Below are 20272 nucleotides of genomic sequence, written 5' to 3'. Positions count from 1 at the left end.
GCAGTGGCCATGCGCATTATCCGTGACTTTCAATTCGTAGATCCAAAGGATCGTGGAGCCGTCGCCGCCATCGGCAATTTCGATGGTGTTCATCGCGGTCATCAATCGGTCATCGACCTGGCCCGCGAGGCAGAGCCGCAAGCGCCGCTGGGGGTGATGACATTTGAGCCGCACCCACGTGAGTTCTTTGCCCCGGAGGCCCCACCGTTCCGGCTGATGTCAGCCGAGGCGCGCGCGTCGCGGCTGGAAAAGCTGGGAGTCGAGCGCCTCTATCAGCTGAACTTCAACGCGGCGCTGTCTGGCCTCACGCCCGAAGCTTTTGCACGCAAGGTCATCGCTGACGGGTTGGGGCTGCGGCATGTGGTTGTCGGCTCCGACTTCTGTTTCGGCAAGGGGCGTGCGGGCACCGCCGAGGATCTCAAACGCTTTGGTGAGGATATGGGGTTTGGCGTGACTATCGCCCCGCTGATGGAATACTCCGAGGACACAGTGTCCTCCACCGCCATTCGCCGCGCATTGAGTGACGGACGCCCGCGGGATGCCGCCAACATGCTGGGCCATTGGCACCGGATTGAGGGCGAAGTGATCGGCGGCGAACAGCGCGGCCGCGAACTGGGCTATCCCACCGCGAATATGTCCATCGACGGGCTGCATCAGCCTGCCTTCGGCGTCTATGCGGTGCTGGTTGATGTGCTGGATGGGCCGCATCAGGGCAGCTATCACGGGGCGGCCTCCGTTGGTGTGCGTCCGATGTTTGACGGCAGCCACCCCAACATCGAAACCTTCCTGTTTGACTTCACCGGCAACCTCTATGGTGCGACGCTGTCTGTCGGTCTGGTAGAATACCTGCGCCCGGAAATGACCTTTGACGGGCTCGACGGGTTGCTGGCACAGATGGACGCGGATTGCACACAGGCGCGCAGCCTTTTGGCGGCCCTATGAGCGACGGTATTGATCGCAACGGACTGGCCAAACGGTTCTGGGAAAAGAAACCACTGGCGAAGCTGAACAACCGTGAGTGGGAGGCGCTTTGTGACGGCTGTGGCAAGTGCTGCCTCAACAAGCTGGAGGACGAAGACAGCGGCGAGGTCGCGCTGACCCGTGTTGCCTGCCGCTTGCTGGATGATGCCACCTGCCGCTGTGCCCATTATGAGAACCGCCACCAGTTTGTTCCAGAGTGTATCGTGCTGAAACCGGACAATCTGGACACCCACGCCTATTGGATGCCGCAGACCTGCGCCTATCGCCTGCTGTGGGAGGGCAACCCCCTGCCCGACTGGCATCCGTTGATCACCGGTGATCCGGCCAGCGTGCATGAGGCGGGTGTCTCGGTGCGCGGCTGGACCGTTTCCGAATTCGACACCCCCGAAGAAGACTGGGAAGAGCATATTATCGAGGAGCCGCTCTAAATGCATTTCGCCTCTGACAATTCCGGCCCGGCCAATCCCGAAATCCTCACAGCGCTGAATGCCGCGAACACCGGCTACGCCATGGGCTATGGCGCTGATGAGGAGATGGCCAAGGTCACGGCCCGCATTCGCGAGATCTTTGAAGCACCGGAGGCTGCCATCTATCTGGTGGCAACCGGCACGGCGGCCAATGTGCTGGCGCTGTCAACTCTGTCGCAGCCGTGGCAGACGCTGTTTTGCAGCGCCCCCGCCCATATCAATATGGACGAATGCAATGCGCCGGAGTTCTACACCGGCGGCGCCAAGCTGACGCTGGTCACTGCAGCCGACAAGATGACGCCTGCCAATCTGCGCGCCGCAATCGAGGGCGAGGAAACCCGTGGCGTACACGGGCCGCAACGCGGACCGGTCTCGATCACCCAGGTGACCGAATTCGGCACGGTCTACACAGTGGATGAGCTGGCGGCCCTTGGCGATGTGGCCACATCCTACGGCCTGCCAATGCATCTGGACGGGGCGCGTTTTACCAACGCGCTGGTCTCTTTTGGCGGCACCAAGAACGGCTGCATGGGCGTCGAGGCGGTGATCTTCTTCGATCCGGCAAAGGCCCAGGAGTTCGAATATCGCCGCAAACGCGGCGCGCATCTGTTCTCCAAACACCGTTATCTGTCGGCGCAGATGCTGGTCTATCTGACCGACGATCTGTGGCTGAGAAACGCCCGCGCCGCCAATGCAAAAGCCGCGCGTCTGGCGACAGGGTTGCGCAATGCGGGCGCCCATTTCAGTCATGAACCGCAGGCCAATATGATCTTTGCCGCGCTGCCCCGCGCGACCCATCAGCGGCTGTTCGATGCGGGCGCTGTCTATCATCTCTGGGACGGAACCCTGGACGGCGCAGCAGAGGAAGAACTCACAGCGCGCTTTGTCTGTGACTGGTCGATCGGCGACGATCAGATCGACGCGTTTCTGGCGCTGCTGTAGATCATATCCTGAGCGCGGCGGTTCCAACGGCTGCTTTCAGACTGCCGCCACCGAGGCCAAAGACATGGTACCAACGACGCTCTCACGGTTGAGAAAATGCCGGGCCATGTCGCCCGCAAACCCGGTCTTGCGGTAACCGACACCCACCACCCGCGTCACCGGGTCGATGTCCGAAATGTCACGCAACACAATGCCATGATGGGCCTCACCATGGGACATCGGCATTAGCGCCACCCCCAATCCGGCGGCCACCAGATCCATCAGCTGGGCATCATGGATCGCGCTGGCCGCCACCCGCAGCCCCGCCAATGCCGCCTCCCCCTGCGCCAGCGAAGTCTGAAAGCGATCGGCGCTGGGACAATAAGGGCGCGCAATCAGCGCCTCCCCGGCCATATCGGCGAGGGTCAGCTTTGCCTTCGCCAACAGCGGATGCGCGCAGTGAAGCGCAAGGCCGTAACGCTCCTGCCAGAGCGGGTGATACCCGCAGCCACGCGGCAGGCAGCTTTCGGCGACAAACTGCAGATCGGCCTGCAGCGCATCATCGGTGAATTGAAACTGCGCCCGCGGCACCGCACGGCGGATCCGGGCCAACCCGGTCTCAAACGGCGCCATCATCACATCCGGCGCGCAATACACACGTACCATACGCGCCACATGACCTTTCAGCCGTGCCTCAAGCTGGCTCACCTGTGCCAGAACACCCCCGGCCTGGCTATACAGCTCATGGCCGAGCGCGGTTGGCGTCAGCCCATCCCTACTGCGGTGAAACAATGGCCCGTCATAGCGATCTTCAAGCCGGGCAATCGCGGCAGAGACCGAAGGCTGGCGTACATCGCAAGCGCGAGCTGCAGCGCTGAAGGTTCCTAATTCATAGGCGGCGCGAAAGTACCGAAGCGGTGTGAGATCATCCATAGTTCAAAACTATACTCAGGATAGACGGCAGAGCAATTCCCTATGTCAGATTTCTTTGCGATCCTGACTTCACACCCAACAGGAGAACACCATGTCCGCAACCAATCTGGCCACCGCCCCCGGTACCGACACCACATCGCAACCTGCCATCGAGCAATTGCTCCGGCTGTTTGAAGCAGGCGATCCGGCTCTGATGGGCTTTATCGCGCCGGACATTGATTTCCGCATTGACCACTACCGCGACAGCGACGGTGTCGACGTCAGCTGGCAACAGGCCACGGATATTGAAGGCTTCGGCGTGATCCTGTCCCGGCTTGGGCCGGAGGTGTTTCCCCAGGGAACCAAAATTGTCGGACTCAGCTCACAGGATCTGGGCGATGGCTGGTACAACACCCGCTTTCATCAACGCTATCACTACGCTGTGCGTGGCCGCATGGTGGAAAGCGTCACCTTCATCCTGTCGCATCAGGCGGATGGCAAAATTGACTATTTTCGCGAAACCGTCACCACGGTGAACGATATCTGACCCCACCCTCTCACCCCAGTGACCCTCAAAAACGCAAAGCCGAGGCGCAGTGCAGCCTCGGCTTTCTCTGGTCAGACAGCCCCGGCAAGGGACATGATGGATAGCTTAAACCTCAGCTGGTGCCGGTATGACCTCCGGCCAGAACCCCTGCAGCAGCGCGGCGGTTTCAGCAGGATGGGTGATCGGCAGCATATGCCCGGCGCTGTCAATTCGGCGGCAGGTCACATCCGGCAGCCGTGCAGCCAACGCACGAATGACCTCATGCATAATGGGCTGGCTCTTACCGCCATCAATCAGCAGACAGGGCATCGTCACGCGCGCCAGCTTCTCCGGTGTCAGCACCCCCAGCATGTCCTCATAGACTTGTGTATCGCAGGCCATCACGGCTGGAAAACTGCGCACCATAGCGTCCCGGGCGCTTTCGGGCAGATCGTTCCACTTTGGGTGGCCCGCCCCCCATGCCCGGTTGAACAGCCGTGTCGCATGTTCAACGTCGCCGTTCAGATATGTTTCGCGCACCGTCATGTGATCCCTGCGCAGCGCCTCCAGCGCCTCGGGGTCGGTGGTCTCCGCTGCGCTCGCCAGCGAGAAGAAAACCGGCTCAACCATCACCAGCGAGCGCACCAGATCCGGGCGCATCTGGGCCATTGCCAGAACGACCGTGGCACCAAAAGAATGGCCGATCAGATCAATCGGACCGTCTTTGGCGAGATTTTCAGCCTCAATCAGAGCCAGCCCCGCCTCGGCGTTGCGCAGTTGCAGCAGCCCTTCGCCATCCCAGTCCGGGCTTCGGCCGTGGGACAACATGTCAAAACTGGAGACCATCACTTGTTCTTCCAGAATGGTAGCCAACCCGCGCCAGGCACCGGAATGAGCAAGCGAGCAGTGAACGGCCATCACCTTTCTGGGACCACATCCAAAAACATGGCTGGCAACAGGCTGCGCCAGCCCGGTAGACATCGCCCCCATCATTGCCACCCGGTTGTGGCGGTTCGGCCACCTTCAACCAGTGCCACTGTCTTCCACTCTTTCCTGCAACCCCAGCAGGTTTCTCCTGCTCTGTCGTTCGCCACCATGGGCCTGTTCTCCCGCATTAAATCTAGGCGCGAGGGTACGCCCATGCTAAGCGGGGTTCAACATCACGAATCTGTCACACTGCCATTGCTGCCTGGGGATAACAGCCAATGCCGACCTTGAACGAACCCAAGCTGATTGCTGGGAACGCCAATCTTCCGCTTGCCGAAACCATTACCCGCCGCATGTCGATGCACCGCGGTGTCGATCAGGGCCTCGTTGATGCCCGGGTCGAGCGGTTCAACGACGGCGAGATCTTCGTCGAAGTCTATGAGAACGTCCGCGGCGAGGACATGTTCATCATTCAGCCGACCTCAAACCCGGCCAATGACAACCTGATGGAGCTGTTGATCATCGCTGATGCACTGCGCCGGTCTTCGGCCCAGCGTATCACCGCAGTGATCCCGTATTTCGGCTACGCCCGTCAGGATCGCCGCACCAAGGCGCGCACCCCGATTTCGGCCAAACTGGTTGCCAATATGCTGACCGGCGCGGGCATCGAACGGGTGCTGACCATGGATCTGCACGCCGCCCAGATTCAGGGCTTCTTTGATATCCCGGTCGACAATCTCTATGCCTCGCCGATCTTTGCGCTGGATGTGAAAAACCAGTTCAAGGACAGCATGGACGAAATCATGGTGGTCTCGCCCGACGTCGGCGGCGTGGCACGCGCGCGTGAGCTGGCCAAGCGGATCAATGCACCGCTGTCGATCGTGGACAAACGCCGCGAAAAGGCAGGCGAAGTGGCCGAGATGACTGTGATTGGCGATGTGACCGATAAGATCTGTCTCATCATCGACGATATGTGCGACACCGCTCGGCACCCTCTGCAAGGCCGCTCAGCGTCCTGCTCGACAATGGCGCCAAGGAAGTTCACGCCTATATCACCCACGGCGTCATGAGTGGCCCCGCAGTGGAGCGCGTCAGCAACTCGGTGATGAAATCGCTGGTGCTGACCGATACCATTCAGCCCACCGAAGCCGTTCTCGGCGCGCCAAATATCCGCATCCTGCCGACGGCGCCCCTGTTCACTCAGGCGATCCTCAATATTTGGCACGGCACCTCGGTGTCCTCGCTGTTTGAGGATAAGACGCTGGTCCCGATCTACGAATCGCTGTCGCGCAACGGCTAAGCCGCGCGCGCAAATCCTGAGGAATTAGCCCCCACGCCCGGCACCCGGCGCGTGGGGTTTTTCGTGGCGCGGGCTCCCCTGTCTCCGCCCCCCCTAAAACTGCTATGCTGCGACACATCGCAATGCAGGAGGCAGCGGCATGGAACACTATCAGGGGGGGTGCCTGTGCGGGGCCGTCAGGATCACCACATCCGGTCCGCCGCTCAGGGTTGGGATCTGCCACTGCCGGGACTGCCGCAGACATCACGGGGCACTGTTTTACGCAGCCGCGATTTTTCCCACGCAGGCGGTCCACATTGAAGGCAGGCCACACCACTATAAAGGCCGCCATTTCTGCGGCACCTGCGGGTCCTCCGTCTTTGCCCAAACCGGGGATGAAATCGAGGTGCATCTGGGCAGCCTGGACGACACAAACGGCCTGACGCCTGAGTATGAGGTCTGGTGCCGCCGCCGCGAGGACTGGTTGCCACAGTTCACGGGCACAGCCTGCCACGACAGGGACAGAGACGGCGACTAGAGCCGCCTAAGGCACGTCCCAGTCATCTGCAAAGGGCAAGCTGCCAATCGCCAGCCAGGAGGCGCGAATACGCGCGATACGGCTGTCGTTCCAGGTGCGAAAGACCACATCAAACCCCTCTGTGGTGATGCTATCGGCGACCAGCTCAGCCCGGATCGCGGCGCCGGAATCAATATCCATCAGCGAACTGGAAAGATGCACCGCAGGCAGCTCGGCAAAGGGCTCAGAAAACCGCACGCTGCGCCGCCGCTCCCGGGGGCCCGCCCCGGTCCACATGGTGCCGCCATTCTCAAACTCCGAGAAAATCTCGATGTCGCCCTGATCCACCCCAAGTCTGGGGCTGTGTACCCGTTTCATACTGCGTGCCTGCCCCCGGAGCTGCGCCCGGCCCGTATTTCTCTGCGTCTGATCTATGCGGCAAGAGTGCCAAAAAACAAAACCGGCCCGCAAGGGGCCGGTTTAATTTCGTGTGCCATGGCTCTGACGGATCAGAGGCTCATATGGGTGCCCAGGGCTTCCATATCGGCGAGCAGCTTCGCCGCATCTTCAACGAGGCCATGCGGTTGATCGGTGTCCTGCACGGCCTTGTAGGTCGTGCGGGCCTCTTCAATCAGCTCGTCCAGTTGCGCGCGTGTCAGCTGGTCCATGGGGATTGCCTTCTCAGCAAGGACAGACAGACCGTCAGCGCCGATTTCAGCAAAGCCACCGGTGACCAGATATTCCGATGTGCCTTGCGGGCTTTCGACCCGCAGGACACCCGGACGCAGCGTGGTGATGGTCGGCGCATGATTGGCCATAGCCGTCATGTCGCCTTCCGCGCCGGGGATCATTACCGCGGTCACCGGGAGCGACGCCAGGCGGCGCTCCGGGCTCACGAGGTCGAATTGCATCGTATCAGCCATCAGGGCCCTCCTTAGGCCGCGTCAGCAGCCATTTTCTCGGCTTTTGCGATCACTTCGTCGATGCCGCCAACCATGTAGAAGGCGCCTTCGGGCAGGTGATCGTATTCGCTCAGCCACAACGGCCTTGAACGACTTGATGGTGTCCTCAAGCGGAACCTGCTTGCCGTCTGCGCCGGTGAAGACCTTCGCAACGTCGAACGGCTGCGAGAGGAAGCGCTGGATCTTACGTGCACGGGTCACGGTCAGCTTGTCCTCTTCGGACAGTTCGTCCATGCCGAGGATCGCGATGATGTCCTGCAGCGACTTGTAGCGCTGAAGGATCTGCTGAACGTCGGACGCCACGGCATAATGCTCTTCGCCAACGATCGAAGGATCCATCAGGCGCGACGTGGAGTCGAGCGGGTCAACAGCCGGGTAGATGCCCAGTTCCGAGATCGAACGGTTAAGAACGGTGGTCGCGTCCAGGTGGGCAAAGGTGGTTGCCGGTGCCGGGTCGGTAAGGTCATCCGCGGGAACATACACAGCCTGGATCGAGGTGATCGAGCCGTTCTTGGTGGAGGTAATACGTTCCTGCATCGCACCCATGTCGGTCGCCAGCGTCGGCTGGTAGCCCACAGCCGAAGGAATACGGCCGAGCAGAGCGGACACCTCGGAACCCGCCTGAGTAAAGCGGAAGATGTTGTCCACGAAGAACAGAACGTCGGTGCCGGACTGGTCACGGAACTGTTCCGCCAGGGTCAGACCGGTCAGAGCAACACGGGCACGCGCACCCGGAGGCTCGTTCATCTGGCCATAAACCAGAGCAACCTGCGACTCTTCCAGGTTATCAGGTTTGATAACGTTGGATTCGATCATCTCGTGGTAGAGGTCGTTGCCTTCACGGGTCCGTTCACCAACACCCGCGAACACGGAGAAGCCCGAGTGCACTTTTGCGATGTTGTTGATCAGTTCCATGATGAGAACGGTTTTGCCAACGCCAGCGCCGCCGAACAGACCAATCTTACCACCCTTGGCGTAGGGGGCCAGAAGGTCGATCACCTTGATGCCGGTCACCAGCACTTCGGATTCGGTGGACTGGTCGCTGAACTCGGGCGCGGGCTGGTGGATGGCGCGGGTTTCCGCAGCCACAACGGGGCCCTGCTCGTCAACGGGCTCACCCACAACGTTCAGGATGCGGCCCAGGGTTGCGTTGCCGACGGGGATCGAGATCGGTGCGTCGGTGTCAGCCACGGCCTGACCACGAACCAGACCTTCGGTCGCATCCATCGCGATGGTACGGACGGTGTTTTCGCCCAGGTGCTGAGCAACTTCCAGAACCAGCGTCTTACCGTTGTTGTCGGTGGTCAGCGCGTTCAAGATCGCCGGCAGGTGGTCGTCGAATTGAACGTCCACAACGGCGCCGATGATCTGGGTCACCTTGCCTTTTGCATTTGCCATGTTTCGTCTCCGGTTTTCTTTTAGAGCGCCTCAGCGCCCGAAATAATTTCAATCAGCTCGTTGGTGATCACGGCCTGACGCGAGCGGTTGAACTCAATGGTCAGCTTGTCGATCATCTCACCCGCGTTACGGGTGGCATTGTCCATCGCGCTCATCCGGGCACCCTGTTCGGAGGCCCCATTTTCCAGCAGCGCTGCAAAGATCTGCGTTGCGACACCGCGCGGCAGCAGGTCGGCCAGAATGGCCTCTTCGCTGGGCTCGTAGTCGTAGACGGCAGAGCTGGTCGCAGCGTCGTCTTCCTTGGCATCAAAGGACGCCGGGATCACCTGCTGGGCAGTCGGCACCTGGGTCACAACGTTCACGAACTTCGCGTAGAAGAGCGTGGCAACGTCGAAATCCCCGGCATCAAAGCGGGCCAGAACATCCTTGGCGATGTCCTGCGCATTGGCGTAGCCAAGGCGTTTGACTTCGCTCAGATCCACATGACCGACAAAATAGTCACCAAGGTCGCGTTTCATCGCGTCCCGGCCTTTTTTGCCAACCGTCAGGATCTTGACGGTCTTGCCCGCCGCGACCAGCGCCTGGGCCTTGGCCCGCGCCAGCTTGGCGATGTTGGAATTGAAGCCCCCGCAAAGCCCGCGTTCGGCGGTCAGCACGACCAGGAGATGAACCTGGTCGCTACCGGTGCCGGCAAGCAGCTTGGGTGCAGAATCGCTGCCACCGACAGATGCGGCCAGCCCGGCCATAACGGCGTTGAACCGTTCGGCATAGGGACGCGCATCCTCGGCAGCCTCTTGGGCGCGGCGCAGTTTTGCAGCCGCGACCATCTGCATGGCCTTGGTGATCTTGCGGGTCGATTTGACCGACGCGATCCTGTTTTTAAGGTCTTTAAGGTTAGGCAACGCCTGATCCCCCCTTAAGCGAAGTCAGCTGCGAACGCGTCCAGAGCTGCTTTGATCTTGTCGGCTGCGTCACCCTTGATCTTCGGATCTTCGGTGGTGATCCAGTCAAGCAGGTCCTGATGCTTGCTGCGCAGATGCGCCAGCAGGCCAGCCTCGTAGCGGCCAACTTCTTTTACGTCGACTTTGTCGAGGTAGCCGTTGGTGCCTGCGAAGATCACACAGACGATCTCTGCGTTGGTCAGCGGTGCATACTGGGGCTGCTTCATCAGCTCGGTCAGACGCGCACCACGGTTCAGCAGCTGCTGGGTGGCGGCGTCCAGATCGGAGCCAAACTGCGCAAAGGCCGCCATTTCGCGGTACTGAGCCAGTTCCAGTTTCACCGGACCAGCAACCGATTTCATCGCGTTGGTCTGAGCGGAGGAGCCCACACGCGAAACAGACAGACCGGTGTTCACAGCAGGACGGATGCCCTGATAGAACAGTTCGGTTTCCAGGAAGATCTGACCGTCGGTGATGGAAATCACGTTGGTCGGAATAAACGCGGACACGTCGCCGCCCTGGGTTTCGATGACGGGCAGCGCGGTCAGCGAGCCTGCACCGAATTCTTCGTTCAGCTTCGCGGAACGTTCCAGCAGACGGGAGTGGAGGTAGAAAACGTCACCAGGATAAGCTTCACGGCCCGGCGGGCGACGCAGCAGCAGGGACATCTGGCGATAGGCCACAGCCTGTTTGGACAGGTCATCATAGATGATCAGCGCGTGCTTGCCGCTGTCGCGGAAGTATTCGGCCATTGCGGTCGCGGCATAGGGGGCCAGGAACTGCATCGGGGCCGGTTCGGACGCGGTTGCAGCAACCACGATCGAATATTCCATCGCACCGGTTTCTTCCAGCTTCTTCACCAGCTGGGCCACGGTCGAGCGCTTCTGGCCGACAGCAACATAAACACAGTACAGTTTCTTGGATTCATCATCACCAGCGGCGTCGTTGTAGACTTTCTGGTTCAGGATCGCGTCCAGAGCAACGGCGGTTTTACCGGTCTGACGGTCACCAATGATCAGCTCTCGCTGGCCACGGCCGATCGGGATCATCGCGTCAACGGACTTGAGGCCGGTTGCCATCGGTTCGTGGACCGATTTACGCGGGATAATGCCGGGCGCCTTTACGTCAGCAACTTTGCGCTCTGCCGCGTTGATCGGGCCCTTGCCGTCCAGCGGGTTGCCCAGACCGTCGACAACGCGACCCAGCAGCTCGGGGCCAGCGGGAACGTCCACGATGGAGTTGGTGCGCTTGACGGTGTCACCTTCTTTGATGTCACGGTCGGAGCCGAAGATAACGATACCGACGTTGTCGGCTTCGAGGTTCAGCGCCATGCCCATGATGCCGCCGGGGAATTCGACCATCTCGCCGGCCTGGACATTGTCGAGACCGTACACACGGGCGATACCGTCACCAACGGACAGCACGCGGCCAATCTCTGCCACCTCAGCTTCTTGACCAAAATTCTTGATCTGGTCTTTCAGGATCGCAGAAATCTCTGCTGCTTGGATACCCATTTATCCGACCTCTTTCATTGCGTTCTGTAGGGAGTTGAGCTTGGAGCGGATCGAGTTGTCGATCATCTTCGAGCCCACTTTAACGACAAGACCGCCAATGATGCTTTCATCGACGGTTGCATTGATTACGACCTTTTTGCCAGTGCGCTCGGCCAAAGTCTTGGCCAGTTTTTCGCTCTGGGTCTTGGTCAGCGCCTTGGCCGATGTGACATCGGCGGTGATCTCACCACGGGTTTCGGCCAGGCGTGCGCGCAGAGCGTCAAGCAGCGCAGGCACCACGAACAGGCGCCGCTTTTCGGCCATCAGCGTCAGCGCATTGCTCAGAACCGGGTCCAGGCCCATTTTCTTGGCAATCGCGGTGATCGCTGTCCCCTGCTCCTGACGCGACACCAGGGGTGACGTGATCAGGTCGCGGAGATCTTCGCTATCCGCCAAAGCGGCAGACAGGTCATTGATGCTGGTTTCAAGGCTATCAAGCGCCTTGCTCTCTTCGGCGATCTCAAAGATCGCGGTGGCATAGCGCGCGGCAATGCCTGCGGAGATCGAAGCTGGTTCGGACACGTCCACCCTTCCGATATTGGCCCCGGTTGGCTGACCTAGTGCAGGCGGCGTCCGGGGGCGTGAGGTCTCCCCACAATTTGGTGGGGCGTCAAAATCAGCGTGGATGTAGCAGAGCGTTGGCAACCTATCAACTGCCTTGGACGGCAGGGTGAAAAAGGAAGTTCCAAGCGTTTTCAAATGATTAGACGATAACACCCGATGAAACGACAGAACATGCGTCAAAAAAACCAACTTTAGGGGTCAATTTTGCGATTCCAAATCAGTAAAAAACGCGCCTTGCAGGTGAAAAAACCTCCAAACCGTCGAAAATGAGCGCTGAAAGCGCGATTTTGAACCATCAGCGGGGAATCAAGCCGCCAACTGCCCAGCGCCGGCTCCCGTAACGTCACGCCCTTCGCCGTGCCAAGATTAAGACCTGCCTATTTGAGACCGCCCGAATTTGCGCCGCCTGTCCAGCCCAGGGCGCTCGCGACGCAGCGTCCTGCGCTGGCGACCCTTGGTCAAACGGAGCAGAAACCCGCCTCGATGCTCACGTCTGAAACACCGCGCAGGTTCAGGCCGGTTCCGGCATCGGGTTGGACAACCCTTCCAGCACCCGGATCGGACTGGGCGGTCGCAGCCGGGTCATCTCACCACGCTGGGAATGCACCTGCTTGCTCACTTCGACCAAAAACACCCCGCCCCCCAGCATCGCCGGTAACCGGTCCCCCATACGCTCGAACAACGGGCCGGATTTCAGCCAGAAGCGGCGCTGGCTGGGCGGCAGGTAGAGCGCCGCAGAATGCCGCTCGACGGTGAACTGATGCAAGCGCAGCTGATTTTCCACCTGACTGAGCGTATAGGGCCGCCCAAACCCGAACGGTGTCACATCCGACCGCGCCCAAAGGCCAGCACGGTTGGGCACAACAAACACGGCCCGCCCGCCGGGACCAAGCACCCGCCAGCATTCCTCCAGAAGATGCGACGGCCGATCCGAGGTCTCAAGCCCGTGCAGCAATACCAGCCGGTCGACATGTCCGGTTTCAATCGGCCAAGCGGTCTCCTCGCAGAGCACCGAGACATTGGGCAGTCCCGCAGGCCACTGCATCACCCCCTGCGGTCCCGGCATCAGTGCAATCACCCGCCGCGCCTCGGCCAGATAAGGGCGCAGCAGCGGCGCGGCAAAGCCAAAGCCTGCAACTGTCTGTCCCGCCGCTTCGGGCCACAACTCCAGCAGCCGCCCACGGATTGACGCCTGCGCCGCCCGTCCCAGGGTGCTGCGATAATAGAAATTCCTCAGATCCTGAACATCAAGATGCATTGCGGGCGTCCGTTGCTTGGGCCAATCTGAGGCCAGTCGCCGTCAGTTTACCCATCGAGAAGCGAATGACCATGCCCCTTGACATCGTTACCCTGCCCTGTCTCTCCGACAACTATGCCTTTTTGCTGCACAATGCCGAAACCGGTCACACCGCACTGGTCGATGCGCCCGAAGCCGCAGCCATTCGCGCCGAACTGGACCGGCGTGGATGGGGGCTGGACCAGATCCTGCTCACGCATCACCACTGGGATCACATTGATGGCGTTGCGGAGCTGCAAGCTGCCTATGATCCGCAAATCGTCGGTGCCAAGGCTGACGCCCACCGTCTGCCCGATCTGGATCTGGCAGTGGCAGAGGGCGACAGCTTCACCTGCCTTGGCGAGGACGTCCGCGTGCTGGATGTTTCCGGGCATACGATCGGCCATATCGCCTTTCACATCCCAAATGCCGCCGCGGTGTTCACCGCAGACAGCCTGATGGCGCTGGGATCTGGGCGCTTGTTTGAGGGCTCCCCCGAACAGATGTGGCAGAGCCTGCAGAAACTCGCAGCCCTACCGGGAGACACAACGGTCTATTCCGGCCATGAGTATACCCAGTCCAATGCCCGGTTCGCACTTACAATCGAGCCGGACAACGCCGCGCTGCAACGCCGCTGCAAAGCCATTGATGCCGCCCGCGCGGACGATCTGCCAACCGTGCCCTCGCAGTTGCAGGACGAACTGGACACCAACCCTTTCCTGCGGGCGCATCTCGACAGCCTCAAACAGGCGATTGGCATGGCGGGAGCCTCAGCCGCCGAGGTGTTTGCGGAAATCCGGGCGCGAAAGGACAAGTTTTGAGCGCGCCAGGCGCCTTTTCACGGCACAGTCACGATAAATGTGACAAGAAATTGCAAGAAAGAACTTGAAGCCGGGCACGTATCAACCAAACTCTAATACTATCAGGACATGGTTGGACTGTGGAAGGCTAGGCATCCGTCCCGCAGCCTCACCGCCAACCCAAGACCAAGAGGAGCACGCCCGTGCCTTCATTCTCGAGCACTTTGGAACAGGCCATTCACGCCGCGCTTGCGCTGGCAAACGAACGGCGTCACGAATTCGCAACCCTGGAACACCTGCTGCTTGCCCTGCTGGACGAGCCCGAGGCGTCGCGCGTCATGCGCGCCTGCAGCGTGGACCTCACCGAGTTGCGCGCGACCCTTGTCGAATTTGTCGATGAGGATCTCGCCAATCTGGTCACTGATATCGACGGCTCAGAAGCGGTTCCAACCGCTGCCTTTCAGCGCGTGATCCAACGCGCCGCCATCCACGTTCAAAGCTCCGGCCGGACCGAGGTCACGGGTGCCAATGTTCTGGTGGCCATCTTTGCCGAGCGTGAGAGCGACGCCGCCTACTTCCTGCAGGATCAGGACATGACCCGCTATGATGCGGTGAATTTCATCGCCCATGGCGTGGCCAAGGATCCGGCCTTCGGTGAATCCCGCCCAGTCTCCGGCTCTCCGGAGGTCGAGGATGAACCCCAGCCCACCACCGAGGGCGACAAGAAAGAGAGCGCGCTGGCGAAATACTGCGTCGATCTCAATGAAAAATCCCGCGAGGGTGACATTGACCCTCTGATCGGGCGCAGCCACGAGGTTGAGCGCTGTATTCAGGTGCTGTGCCGCCGTCGCAAAAACAATCCGCTTCTGGTCGGCGATCCCGGCGTTGGCAAAACCGCCATCGCCGAAGGTCTCGCGCGCAAGATTGTCGCTGGTGAAACCCCTGAGGCCCTGTCGGAAACCACCATCTACTCGCTCGACATGGGCGCGCTGCTGGCAGGCACCCGCTATCGCGGTGACTTTGAGGAACGCCTGAAAGCCGTGGTGACCGAGCTGGAAGATCACCCCGACGCGGTGCTTTTCATCGATGAGATTCACACTGTGATCGGCGCCGGGGCGACCTCCGGCGGGGCAATGGATGCCTCCAACCTGCTGAAGCCCGCGCTTCAGGGCGGCAAGCTGCGCACCATGGGATCCACCACCTACAAGGAATTCCGTCAGCATTTCGAGAAGGACCGCGCCCTGTCGCGCCGGTTCCAGAAAATCGACGTGAATGAACCTTCGGTCGAAGATTCCATCGAGATCCTGAAGGGGCTGAAACCCTATTTCGAGGACCATCACGGCATCCGCTTTACCAGCGATGCGATCAAATCTGCGGTCGAACTGTCGGCCCGCTACATCAATGATCGCAAACTGCCGGACAAGGCCATCGATGTCATTGATGAGGCCTAGCGCCGCCCAGCATCTGGTGGTGGAGAGCAAGCGCCGCAAGACCATCGGCGTCAAGGAGATCGAGGCCGTTGTCGCCAAGATCGCCCGCATCCCGCCGAAGAATGTCTCCAAAGACGACGCCGAAGTGCTGAAGGATCTGGAGCGCTCGCTGAAGCGGGTGGTGTTTGGTCAGGACGCCGCAATTGATGCCCTGTCCAGCGCCATCAAACTGGCGCGGGCGGGCCTGCGTGAGCCGGAAAAACCCATTGGCAACTACCTCTTTGCGGGCCCCACCGGTGTCGGCAAAACAGAAGTGGCCAAACAGCTTGCAGATACGCTTGGTGTGGAGCTGCTGCGGTTCGACATGTCGGAATATATGGAGAAACACGCGGTCTCCCGCTTGATCGGCGCGCCTCCGGGCTATGTCGGCTTTGATCAGGGTGGCCTGTTGACCGATGGCGTCGACCAGCACCCCCATTGTGTACTGTTGCTTGATGAAATCGAGAAGGCCCACCCGGACGTCTTCAACATCCTGTTGCAGGTGATGGACAATGGCCAGCTGACCGACCACAACGGTCGCACGGTGAATTTCCGCAATGTGGTGCTGATCATGACCTCCAACGCCGAGCGCATCTGAGCAGGCGAAGGCTGCCATCGGCTTCGGCCGTGACCGGCGCGAGGGCGAGGACACCGCTGCGATTGAGCGGACGTTCACGCCGGAATTCCGCAACCGTCTGGACGCGGTCATCTCCTTCGCACCGCTGCCCAAGGATGTGATCCTGCAGGTTGTCGAGAAATTCGTTCTGCAGTTGGAAGCCCAGCTGATGGATCGTAACGTCTCGATCGAGCTGACCCGCAAGGCCGCCGAATGGTTGGCGGACAAGGGCTATGATGACCGGATGGGTGCCCGTCCCCTGGGCCGCGTCATTCAGGAGCACATCAAGAAGCCGCTGGCTGAGGAGCTGCTGTTCGGCAAACTCGCCAAAGGTGGTCTTGTCAAGGTCGGCATCAAGGATGGCAAACTGGATCTCCGGATCGAAGGCCCAGCCAAACCGCGCATCTCTGGAGACAAGCCGCCCCTTCTGACGGCTGAGTAACCCCATGCGGCTCCTGCCTTTGGCATTTATCTCATCGCTCGCCGCGCCCGTCGCGGCGAGCGATCTTGTTCTGGATTGGCCCGTCGACTGCACCTTGGGTGACAGCTGCCAGATCCAGCAATATGTCGACCGCGCTTTGGGGCTAGGCGACACAGGATTTTACCTGCAATCCGCTTACCTACGATGGGCACAAAGGGACTGACATTGCCCTGCCCTACCTCAGCGACATGGACGCTGGCGTCACCGTTTTCGCTGCCGCAGACGGCACCGTGGTTGGCAGCCGCGACGGGATGGAAGACCGCTATTCCACCGGCCCCGGCGATCCGGCCATAGAGGGGCGCGAATGCGGCAACGGGGTTCTGCTGCGCCATGGCGACGGCTGGGAAACCCAATACTGCCACATGAAACGCGGCTCCATTCTTGTGCAATCCGGCGACAAGGTGACCGCAGGCACCCCTCTGGGGGAGATCGGCCTTTCCGGCAACACCCAGTTCCCGCACCTGCACCTCTCTGTGCGCAAGGATGGCAAGACGGTTGATCCGTTCGGCCCCCGCATGGAGCAGGGTTGCGGATCTGATATCGGTCAACCGCTCTGGGCAGACGACATCACCTATCAGGCTGGCGGGTTTCTCGGCAGTGGGTTTGCCGATCATGTCCCGAAGTTCGCCGCGATCAAGGCCGGGACCGCAGATCAGGCCCCCCTGCCCGCCGGATCAGGCGCGTTGGTCTTTTGGGCCTATGCCTTCGGGGCGCGCAGTGGCGATCAGCTGATGCTGCGGATCGACGGGCCTGGCGGCCCCTTCCTGGAGCAGACAGAGCGGCTGGAGAAGACCCAGGCGCAATTGTTCCGCGCATCTGGCAAGAGGGTCCGCGGTGCCGGGCTGTTCCCCGGTCGCTACATCGCCACAGCGACGCTGATGCGCGACGGAGAGGTCATTGATCAGCACCAGCAGGACATGACGGTGGACTAGACCAAAACCTCTTGGCCTCGCCTGACGTACCCGCTAGGCTAGGGTCACGGTCGGCAGACACCGAGGCGTCGCTGCTCCCGCATGGGAGAGCTAAACCTGCCATCCAATCGAACGGTTTCCATTGCACATGGCGCCGCGTCGTCAAGCCAGCGACCAACGACCAGGACGGGCGCCAATTGGATGCAATATGACCCGCAAATCTCTTCCCTTACAGGTCGATGACCTGTCGCATTTCTCCCGCGCTCTGGCCCGTCAACTGGGGGAGGCCAGCCCGCCCCACCTGACGCTGATGAATATGCTGGCGCGCGCGGCCGGGTTTCAGAACCTGCAACACCAGCGCGCCGTTCAGGCCGCTGCCGGACGTTTGGCGCAGGCCAACACGGCCGCCCCCGCCGACCACCGGCTGATTGAACGCACACTCACCCAATTTGACGCTTCAGGACGACTGCTGCGCTGGCCTTCCCGCCGGGCGGTACAGACGCTTGCGCTCTTTGGTCTATGGGCGGTGTTCCCGCCTGACACGTTGCTAAGCGAGACGGAGGTGAACAGGATCCTGCTGGCAGAACATGAGTTCAGGACCCCGCGACCCTGCGCCGGACCATGATTTCCTGCGGTCTGCTGACGCGTCAGCGAGATGGCAGCAACTACAGGCGGATTGAGCAGGAACCACCGACCGAGGCGAAGGCGCTGATATCCCGCCTTTCAGCGAGGCGAAAACAACGCTCAGCGCTCGCGACTGCGGGACCAGAGGGCAAAGCGCCAAGGCGATAACATAGCCCCGTCAGCGTTCGGTGAACTTCAGCTCAATCCGGCGATTTTGCGCCCGGGCCGCTGCGGTCTGTGCAGGGTTCACCGGCTGATACTCGCCAAACCCATTGGCAGACAGGCGCTCGGGCGGGATGCCCAGCGCCTGCACCATATAGCGTACAACCGACAGGGCGCGGCCCTGGCTCAGCTCCCAGTTGTCGGCAAATTTCGGGTGGATACCAAGCGGCGTATCATCCGTGTGACCGTCCACACGGATGATCCAGTTAATCTCGGGCGGGATTGCGGCCGCAACCGCCTGCAGGATACCGGCGACCTTGCCAATCTCGGCCCGCCCGGCCGGTGACAGATCCGCGCTCCCCGGCGCAAACAACACCTCAGAGGCAAAGACAAAGCGATCGCCCTCAATCCGCACCCCCTCCTGATTGCCAAGTACATCCCGCAGGCGGCCAAAGAATTCCGAGCGGTATTGCTCCAGATCCTGGGCCTTGCTGCTCAGCTGCTCTGCTTCGGCTTCCAGTCGCTTGCGCTCACTTTCTTCCAGCAGACGGCGGCGACGTTCCTCCGCTGCGGCCCGCGCCAGTGCGGCGTTCAGATCCTGACCGAGATTTTGCATCTGCACCGATTGAGCGGCGTCGCGGGCCTTGTAGTCATCCAACAGCGCCTGCAACCCGCCGAGCTGCTCTCGCAGCGCCGCAACCTGTTGGTTGAGAAGTGCCGTCTGTCGCTGCGCCTCCTCCGAAACCGCCTGCTCCGTGCTGAGGCTCTCGCGGGCCTGCGCCAAGAGGGCCGCGCGCTGTTCGGCGAGGCTGGCCAGATCTGCGGTTTCCGCGGCGCGCTCTTCGCCCTCAGTCAGCGCCGCCAGCAGGCGTTGTTGCAGCACCTCCCGGTCAGCAGCTGCTGCATTGGCCTGTTCCAGCTTAGACAGGGCCTCCAGCAGACGCTGTTCCGTCTCGGCCTGTGCTGTCGCCGTGCTTTCCAGCTCAGACGTTGCCGCGTCGCGGCTCTCGCGCAGCTGCTCCAGCTCTGCCTGCAGCGCGGCAACCTGTGCATCCGCACTGGTCTGCGTGGTTTCCAACTGCGACAGAACGCGGGTCAGGCGCTCGGCCAATGCGTCACGGTCCGCGTTAGTGGCCTTCGCGACGTCTAGCTTCTCCAAGACGTCCGCCAGCTGCGCATCCAGTTGCCCCTTGGCGGTTTCCGCTGCCGCCAGCAATGTCAGCGTATCTTCAGCCGCCTGACGCTGTTCTTCCAGCGCCAGTGTCATCGCCGTCAATTCTGCGTCTGCCGTCTTCAAGCGATTTCGCAGCGCCTCTGCGGCAGCCGCCTCGGCAAGACGCGCCGCCTCGGCATCGGTTAGCTCCGTCTCCAATTGCGAGACTGCTGCACTTGCCTCAGACGCCTGCCCTTCGAGGTCGGCAACAAGCGCTTCCAGCGCCTCCCGCTTGGCTGCGGCAAGACGCGCAGCCTCTGTCTGGGCATCAATTTCATCGCGACTGGCCGCAAGAGCCTGCGCCAGCGTATCCCGCTCCCCTTCCAGATCGCTCTGTGCCGCCTGCAGCGCTGCGCGCTCTGCGGTCAGATCACGAATGGTAGCGTTGGCGTCCTGCTGTTGCAGCAGCAACTGGGCGACCTGCGCTTCAAAATCGCTGATCTCGCCTCGCGCAGCTGCAAGGTCTGCTTCTGCAGTTTCCAACGCACCCTGGGTGGTTCCAAGCGTGGCCGACAGCGCCCCAAGACGCGCCTGCAATTGGCTGTTCGCACGCTCTTCGAGGCCGAGAGCATCAGCGAGCGCCCCGACTTCCGCTGCCAGCTCATCCAGCTGGCTTTCCTGCCCGGAAATCGTCTCCCGCAGGACAAATTGGACCACCATGAAAATAGTCAGGAGAAACATCAGGACCAGCAGCAACCCGGTCATCGCATCTACGAATCCCGGCCAGATCGAGGCCTGAAAACGCTGTCCGGTGCGACGTGACAGGGCCATG

Annotated in this window: 17 protein-coding genes and 4 pseudogenes; 11 read left to right on the top strand and 10 right to left on the bottom strand. The window is 61.1% G+C overall.

The features are described from left to right. The first annotated feature begins 9 nt into the window (after nucleotides 1-9). From L0Z65_RS01910 to L0Z65_RS01900, 3 genes are read left to right on the top strand one after another with little or no spacing between them, the layout of a single operon-like run. Nucleotides 10-942 carry a bifunctional riboflavin kinase/FAD synthetase gene (locus L0Z65_RS01910; protein WP_040173909.1) on the top strand — a complete coding sequence of 311 codons (933 nt, stop codon included), beginning with the start codon at nucleotides 10-12 and terminating at the stop codon, nucleotides 940-942. Beyond that, nucleotides 939-1409, top strand: a complete 471-nt coding sequence (locus L0Z65_RS01905; protein WP_040173908.1) for a YcgN family cysteine cluster protein — start codon at nucleotides 939-941, stop codon at nucleotides 1407-1409. The genes L0Z65_RS01910 and L0Z65_RS01905 overlap by 4 nt, the downstream gene beginning before the upstream one ends. After that, nucleotides 1410-2390 carry a threonine aldolase family protein gene (locus L0Z65_RS01900; RefSeq protein WP_405110266.1) on the top strand — a complete coding sequence of 327 codons (981 nt, stop codon included), beginning with the start codon at nucleotides 1410-1412 and terminating at the stop codon, nucleotides 2388-2390. It abuts the gene before it with no gap. A 36-nt stretch (nucleotides 2391-2426) separates the two neighbouring features. Here L0Z65_RS01900 and L0Z65_RS01895 read toward each other — a convergent pair whose 3' ends face one another. Further along, the gene (locus L0Z65_RS01895) at nucleotides 2427-3302 is read right to left on the bottom strand and encodes a LysR family transcriptional regulator (protein ID WP_405110263.1); all 876 of its coding nucleotides are present in this window, start codon (nucleotides 3300-3302) and stop codon (nucleotides 2427-2429) included. A 91-nt stretch (nucleotides 3303-3393) separates the two neighbouring features. Here L0Z65_RS01895 and L0Z65_RS01890 point away from each other — a divergent pair, with 91 nt between their 5' ends. Beyond that, nucleotides 3394-3828, top strand: coding sequence for a hypothetical protein (locus L0Z65_RS01890; protein ID WP_040173905.1), 435 nt, complete (start codon nucleotides 3394-3396; stop codon nucleotides 3826-3828). 105 nt (nucleotides 3829-3933) lie between these two features. Here the strand turns inward: L0Z65_RS01890 and L0Z65_RS01885 are convergent, their stop codons facing one another. Next, entirely contained in the window at nucleotides 3934-4797 is an 864-nt protein-coding gene (locus tag L0Z65_RS01885; protein WP_405110259.1) for an alpha/beta fold hydrolase, read from the bottom strand. 215 nt (nucleotides 4798-5012) lie between these two features. On the opposite strand from L0Z65_RS01885, the pseudogene L0Z65_RS01880 reads away from it, so the two are divergent. Then, nucleotides 5013-6034 (top strand): annotated as a pseudogene (locus L0Z65_RS01880) (ribose-phosphate pyrophosphokinase). A gap of 139 nt (nucleotides 6035-6173) precedes the next feature. After that, entirely contained in the window at nucleotides 6174-6551 is a 378-nt protein-coding gene (locus L0Z65_RS01875; protein WP_405110256.1) for a GFA family protein, read from the top strand. A 6-nt stretch (nucleotides 6552-6557) separates the two neighbouring features. Here L0Z65_RS01875 and L0Z65_RS01870 read toward each other — a convergent pair whose 3' ends face one another. From L0Z65_RS01870 to L0Z65_RS01840, 7 genes and pseudogenes are all read right to left on the bottom strand, one after another. After that, on the bottom strand, nucleotides 6558-6908 hold the full coding sequence (locus L0Z65_RS01870) for an H-type lectin domain-containing protein (protein ID WP_040173901.1): 351 nt from the start codon (nucleotides 6906-6908) through the stop codon (nucleotides 6558-6560). Between the two features lie 131 nt (nucleotides 6909-7039). Beyond that, the gene (locus L0Z65_RS01865; RefSeq protein ID WP_024096363.1) at nucleotides 7040-7453 is read right to left on the bottom strand and encodes a F0F1 ATP synthase subunit epsilon; all 414 of its coding nucleotides are present in this window, start codon (nucleotides 7451-7453) and stop codon (nucleotides 7040-7042) included. Nucleotides 7454-7464: 11 nt separating this feature from the next. After that, a pseudogene (gene atpD, locus L0Z65_RS01860) lies at nucleotides 7465-8890 on the bottom strand (F0F1 ATP synthase subunit beta). A 20-nt stretch (nucleotides 8891-8910) separates the two neighbouring features. Next, a complete protein-coding gene (locus L0Z65_RS01855; RefSeq protein WP_014875414.1) occupies nucleotides 8911-9792 on the bottom strand; it encodes a F0F1 ATP synthase subunit gamma in 882 nt (293 codons plus the stop codon). 14 nt (nucleotides 9793-9806) lie between these two features. Further along, nucleotides 9807-11345, bottom strand: a complete 1539-nt coding sequence (gene atpA, locus L0Z65_RS01850; RefSeq protein ID WP_096871960.1) for a F0F1 ATP synthase subunit alpha — start codon at nucleotides 11343-11345, stop codon at nucleotides 9807-9809. Beyond that, a complete protein-coding gene (locus L0Z65_RS01845; RefSeq protein WP_040173895.1) occupies nucleotides 11346-11906 on the bottom strand; it encodes a F0F1 ATP synthase subunit delta in 561 nt (186 codons plus the stop codon). It abuts the gene before it with no gap. Nucleotides 11907-12459: 553 nt separating this feature from the next. Then, complete coding sequence (locus L0Z65_RS01840; RefSeq protein WP_040180261.1) at nucleotides 12460-13206, bottom strand: class I SAM-dependent methyltransferase; 747 nt, start codon at nucleotides 13204-13206, stop codon at nucleotides 12460-12462. A 65-nt stretch (nucleotides 13207-13271) separates the two neighbouring features. Here L0Z65_RS01840 and gloB point away from each other — a divergent pair, with 65 nt between their 5' ends. From gloB to L0Z65_RS01815, 5 genes and pseudogenes are all read left to right on the top strand, one after another. After that, entirely contained in the window at nucleotides 13272-14045 is a 774-nt protein-coding gene (gene gloB / locus L0Z65_RS01835; protein WP_405110249.1) for a hydroxyacylglutathione hydrolase, read from the top strand. Nucleotides 14046-14227: 182 nt separating this feature from the next. Then, nucleotides 14228-16551 (top strand): annotated as a pseudogene (gene clpA, locus L0Z65_RS01830) (ATP-dependent Clp protease ATP-binding subunit ClpA). A gap of 4 nt (nucleotides 16552-16555) precedes the next feature. Beyond that, nucleotides 16556-17522, top strand: a pseudogene (locus tag L0Z65_RS01825) (M23 family metallopeptidase). 187 nt (nucleotides 17523-17709) lie between these two features. Beyond that, complete coding sequence (locus L0Z65_RS01820; RefSeq protein ID WP_405110246.1) at nucleotides 17710-18126, top strand: DUF2087 domain-containing protein; 417 nt, start codon at nucleotides 17710-17712, stop codon at nucleotides 18124-18126. Further along, nucleotides 18123-18293: a hypothetical protein gene (locus L0Z65_RS01815; protein WP_405110243.1), complete on the top strand. Its 171-nt coding sequence runs from the start codon at nucleotides 18123-18125 to the stop codon at nucleotides 18291-18293. The genes L0Z65_RS01820 and L0Z65_RS01815 overlap by 4 nt, the downstream gene beginning before the upstream one ends. Before the next feature lie 10 nt (nucleotides 18294-18303). On the opposite strand, the gene L0Z65_RS01810 is transcribed toward L0Z65_RS01815, so the two are convergent. Continuing rightward, nucleotides 18304-20271 (bottom strand): peptidoglycan -binding protein, encoded by a 1968-nt coding sequence (locus L0Z65_RS01810; protein WP_405110240.1) that lies wholly within the window; start codon nucleotides 20269-20271, stop codon nucleotides 18304-18306. Nucleotide 20272: the final 1 nt, after the last annotated feature.

Origin of the sequence: Phaeobacter sp. BS52, from assembly GCF_045040595.1 — a bacterium.
GTDB lineage: Bacteria > Pseudomonadota > Alphaproteobacteria > Rhodobacterales > Rhodobacteraceae > Phaeobacter > Phaeobacter piscinae.
This window is presented reverse-complemented; position numbering and strand designations above follow the sequence as displayed.

Bases quoted from the DNA above. Each gene is read 5' to 3' on its own strand.
- L0Z65_RS01910 (WP_040173909.1), top strand. From the start codon at position 10: ATGCGCATTATCCGTGACTTTCAATTCGTAGATCCAAAGGATCGTGGA.
- L0Z65_RS01905 (WP_040173908.1), top strand. From the start codon at position 939: ATGAGCGACGGTATTGATCGCAACGGACTGGCCAAACGGTTCTGGGAA.
- L0Z65_RS01900 (WP_405110266.1), top strand. From the start codon at position 1,410: ATGCATTTCGCCTCTGACAATTCCGGCCCGGCCAATCCCGAAATCCTC.
- L0Z65_RS01895 (WP_405110263.1), bottom strand. From the start codon at position 3,302: ATGGATGATCTCACACCGCTTCGGTACTTTCGCGCCGCCTATGAATTA.
- L0Z65_RS01890 (WP_040173905.1), top strand. From the start codon at position 3,394: ATGTCCGCAACCAATCTGGCCACCGCCCCCGGTACCGACACCACATCG.
- L0Z65_RS01885 (WP_405110259.1), bottom strand. From the start codon at position 4,797: ATGGGGGCGATGTCTACCGGGCTGGCGCAGCCTGTTGCCAGCCATGTT.
- L0Z65_RS01875 (WP_405110256.1), top strand. From the start codon at position 6,174: ATGGAACACTATCAGGGGGGGTGCCTGTGCGGGGCCGTCAGGATCACC.
- L0Z65_RS01870 (WP_040173901.1), bottom strand. From the start codon at position 6,908: ATGAAACGGGTACACAGCCCCAGACTTGGGGTGGATCAGGGCGACATC.
- L0Z65_RS01865 (WP_024096363.1), bottom strand. From the start codon at position 7,453: ATGGCTGATACGATGCAATTCGACCTCGTGAGCCCGGAGCGCCGCCTG.
- atpA (WP_096871960.1), bottom strand. From the start codon at position 11,345: ATGGGTATCCAAGCAGCAGAGATTTCTGCGATCCTGAAAGACCAGATC.
- L0Z65_RS01840 (WP_040180261.1), bottom strand. From the start codon at position 13,206: ATGCATCTTGATGTTCAGGATCTGAGGAATTTCTATTATCGCAGCACC.
- gloB (WP_405110249.1), top strand. From the start codon at position 13,272: ATGACCATGCCCCTTGACATCGTTACCCTGCCCTGTCTCTCCGACAAC.
- L0Z65_RS01820 (WP_405110246.1), top strand. From the start codon at position 17,710: ATGACCCGCAAATCTCTTCCCTTACAGGTCGATGACCTGTCGCATTTC.
- L0Z65_RS01815 (WP_405110243.1), top strand. From the start codon at position 18,123: ATGATTTCCTGCGGTCTGCTGACGCGTCAGCGAGATGGCAGCAACTAC.
- L0Z65_RS01810 (WP_405110240.1), bottom strand. From the start codon at position 20,271: ATGGCCCTGTCACGTCGCACCGGACAGCGTTTTCAGGCCTCGATCTGG.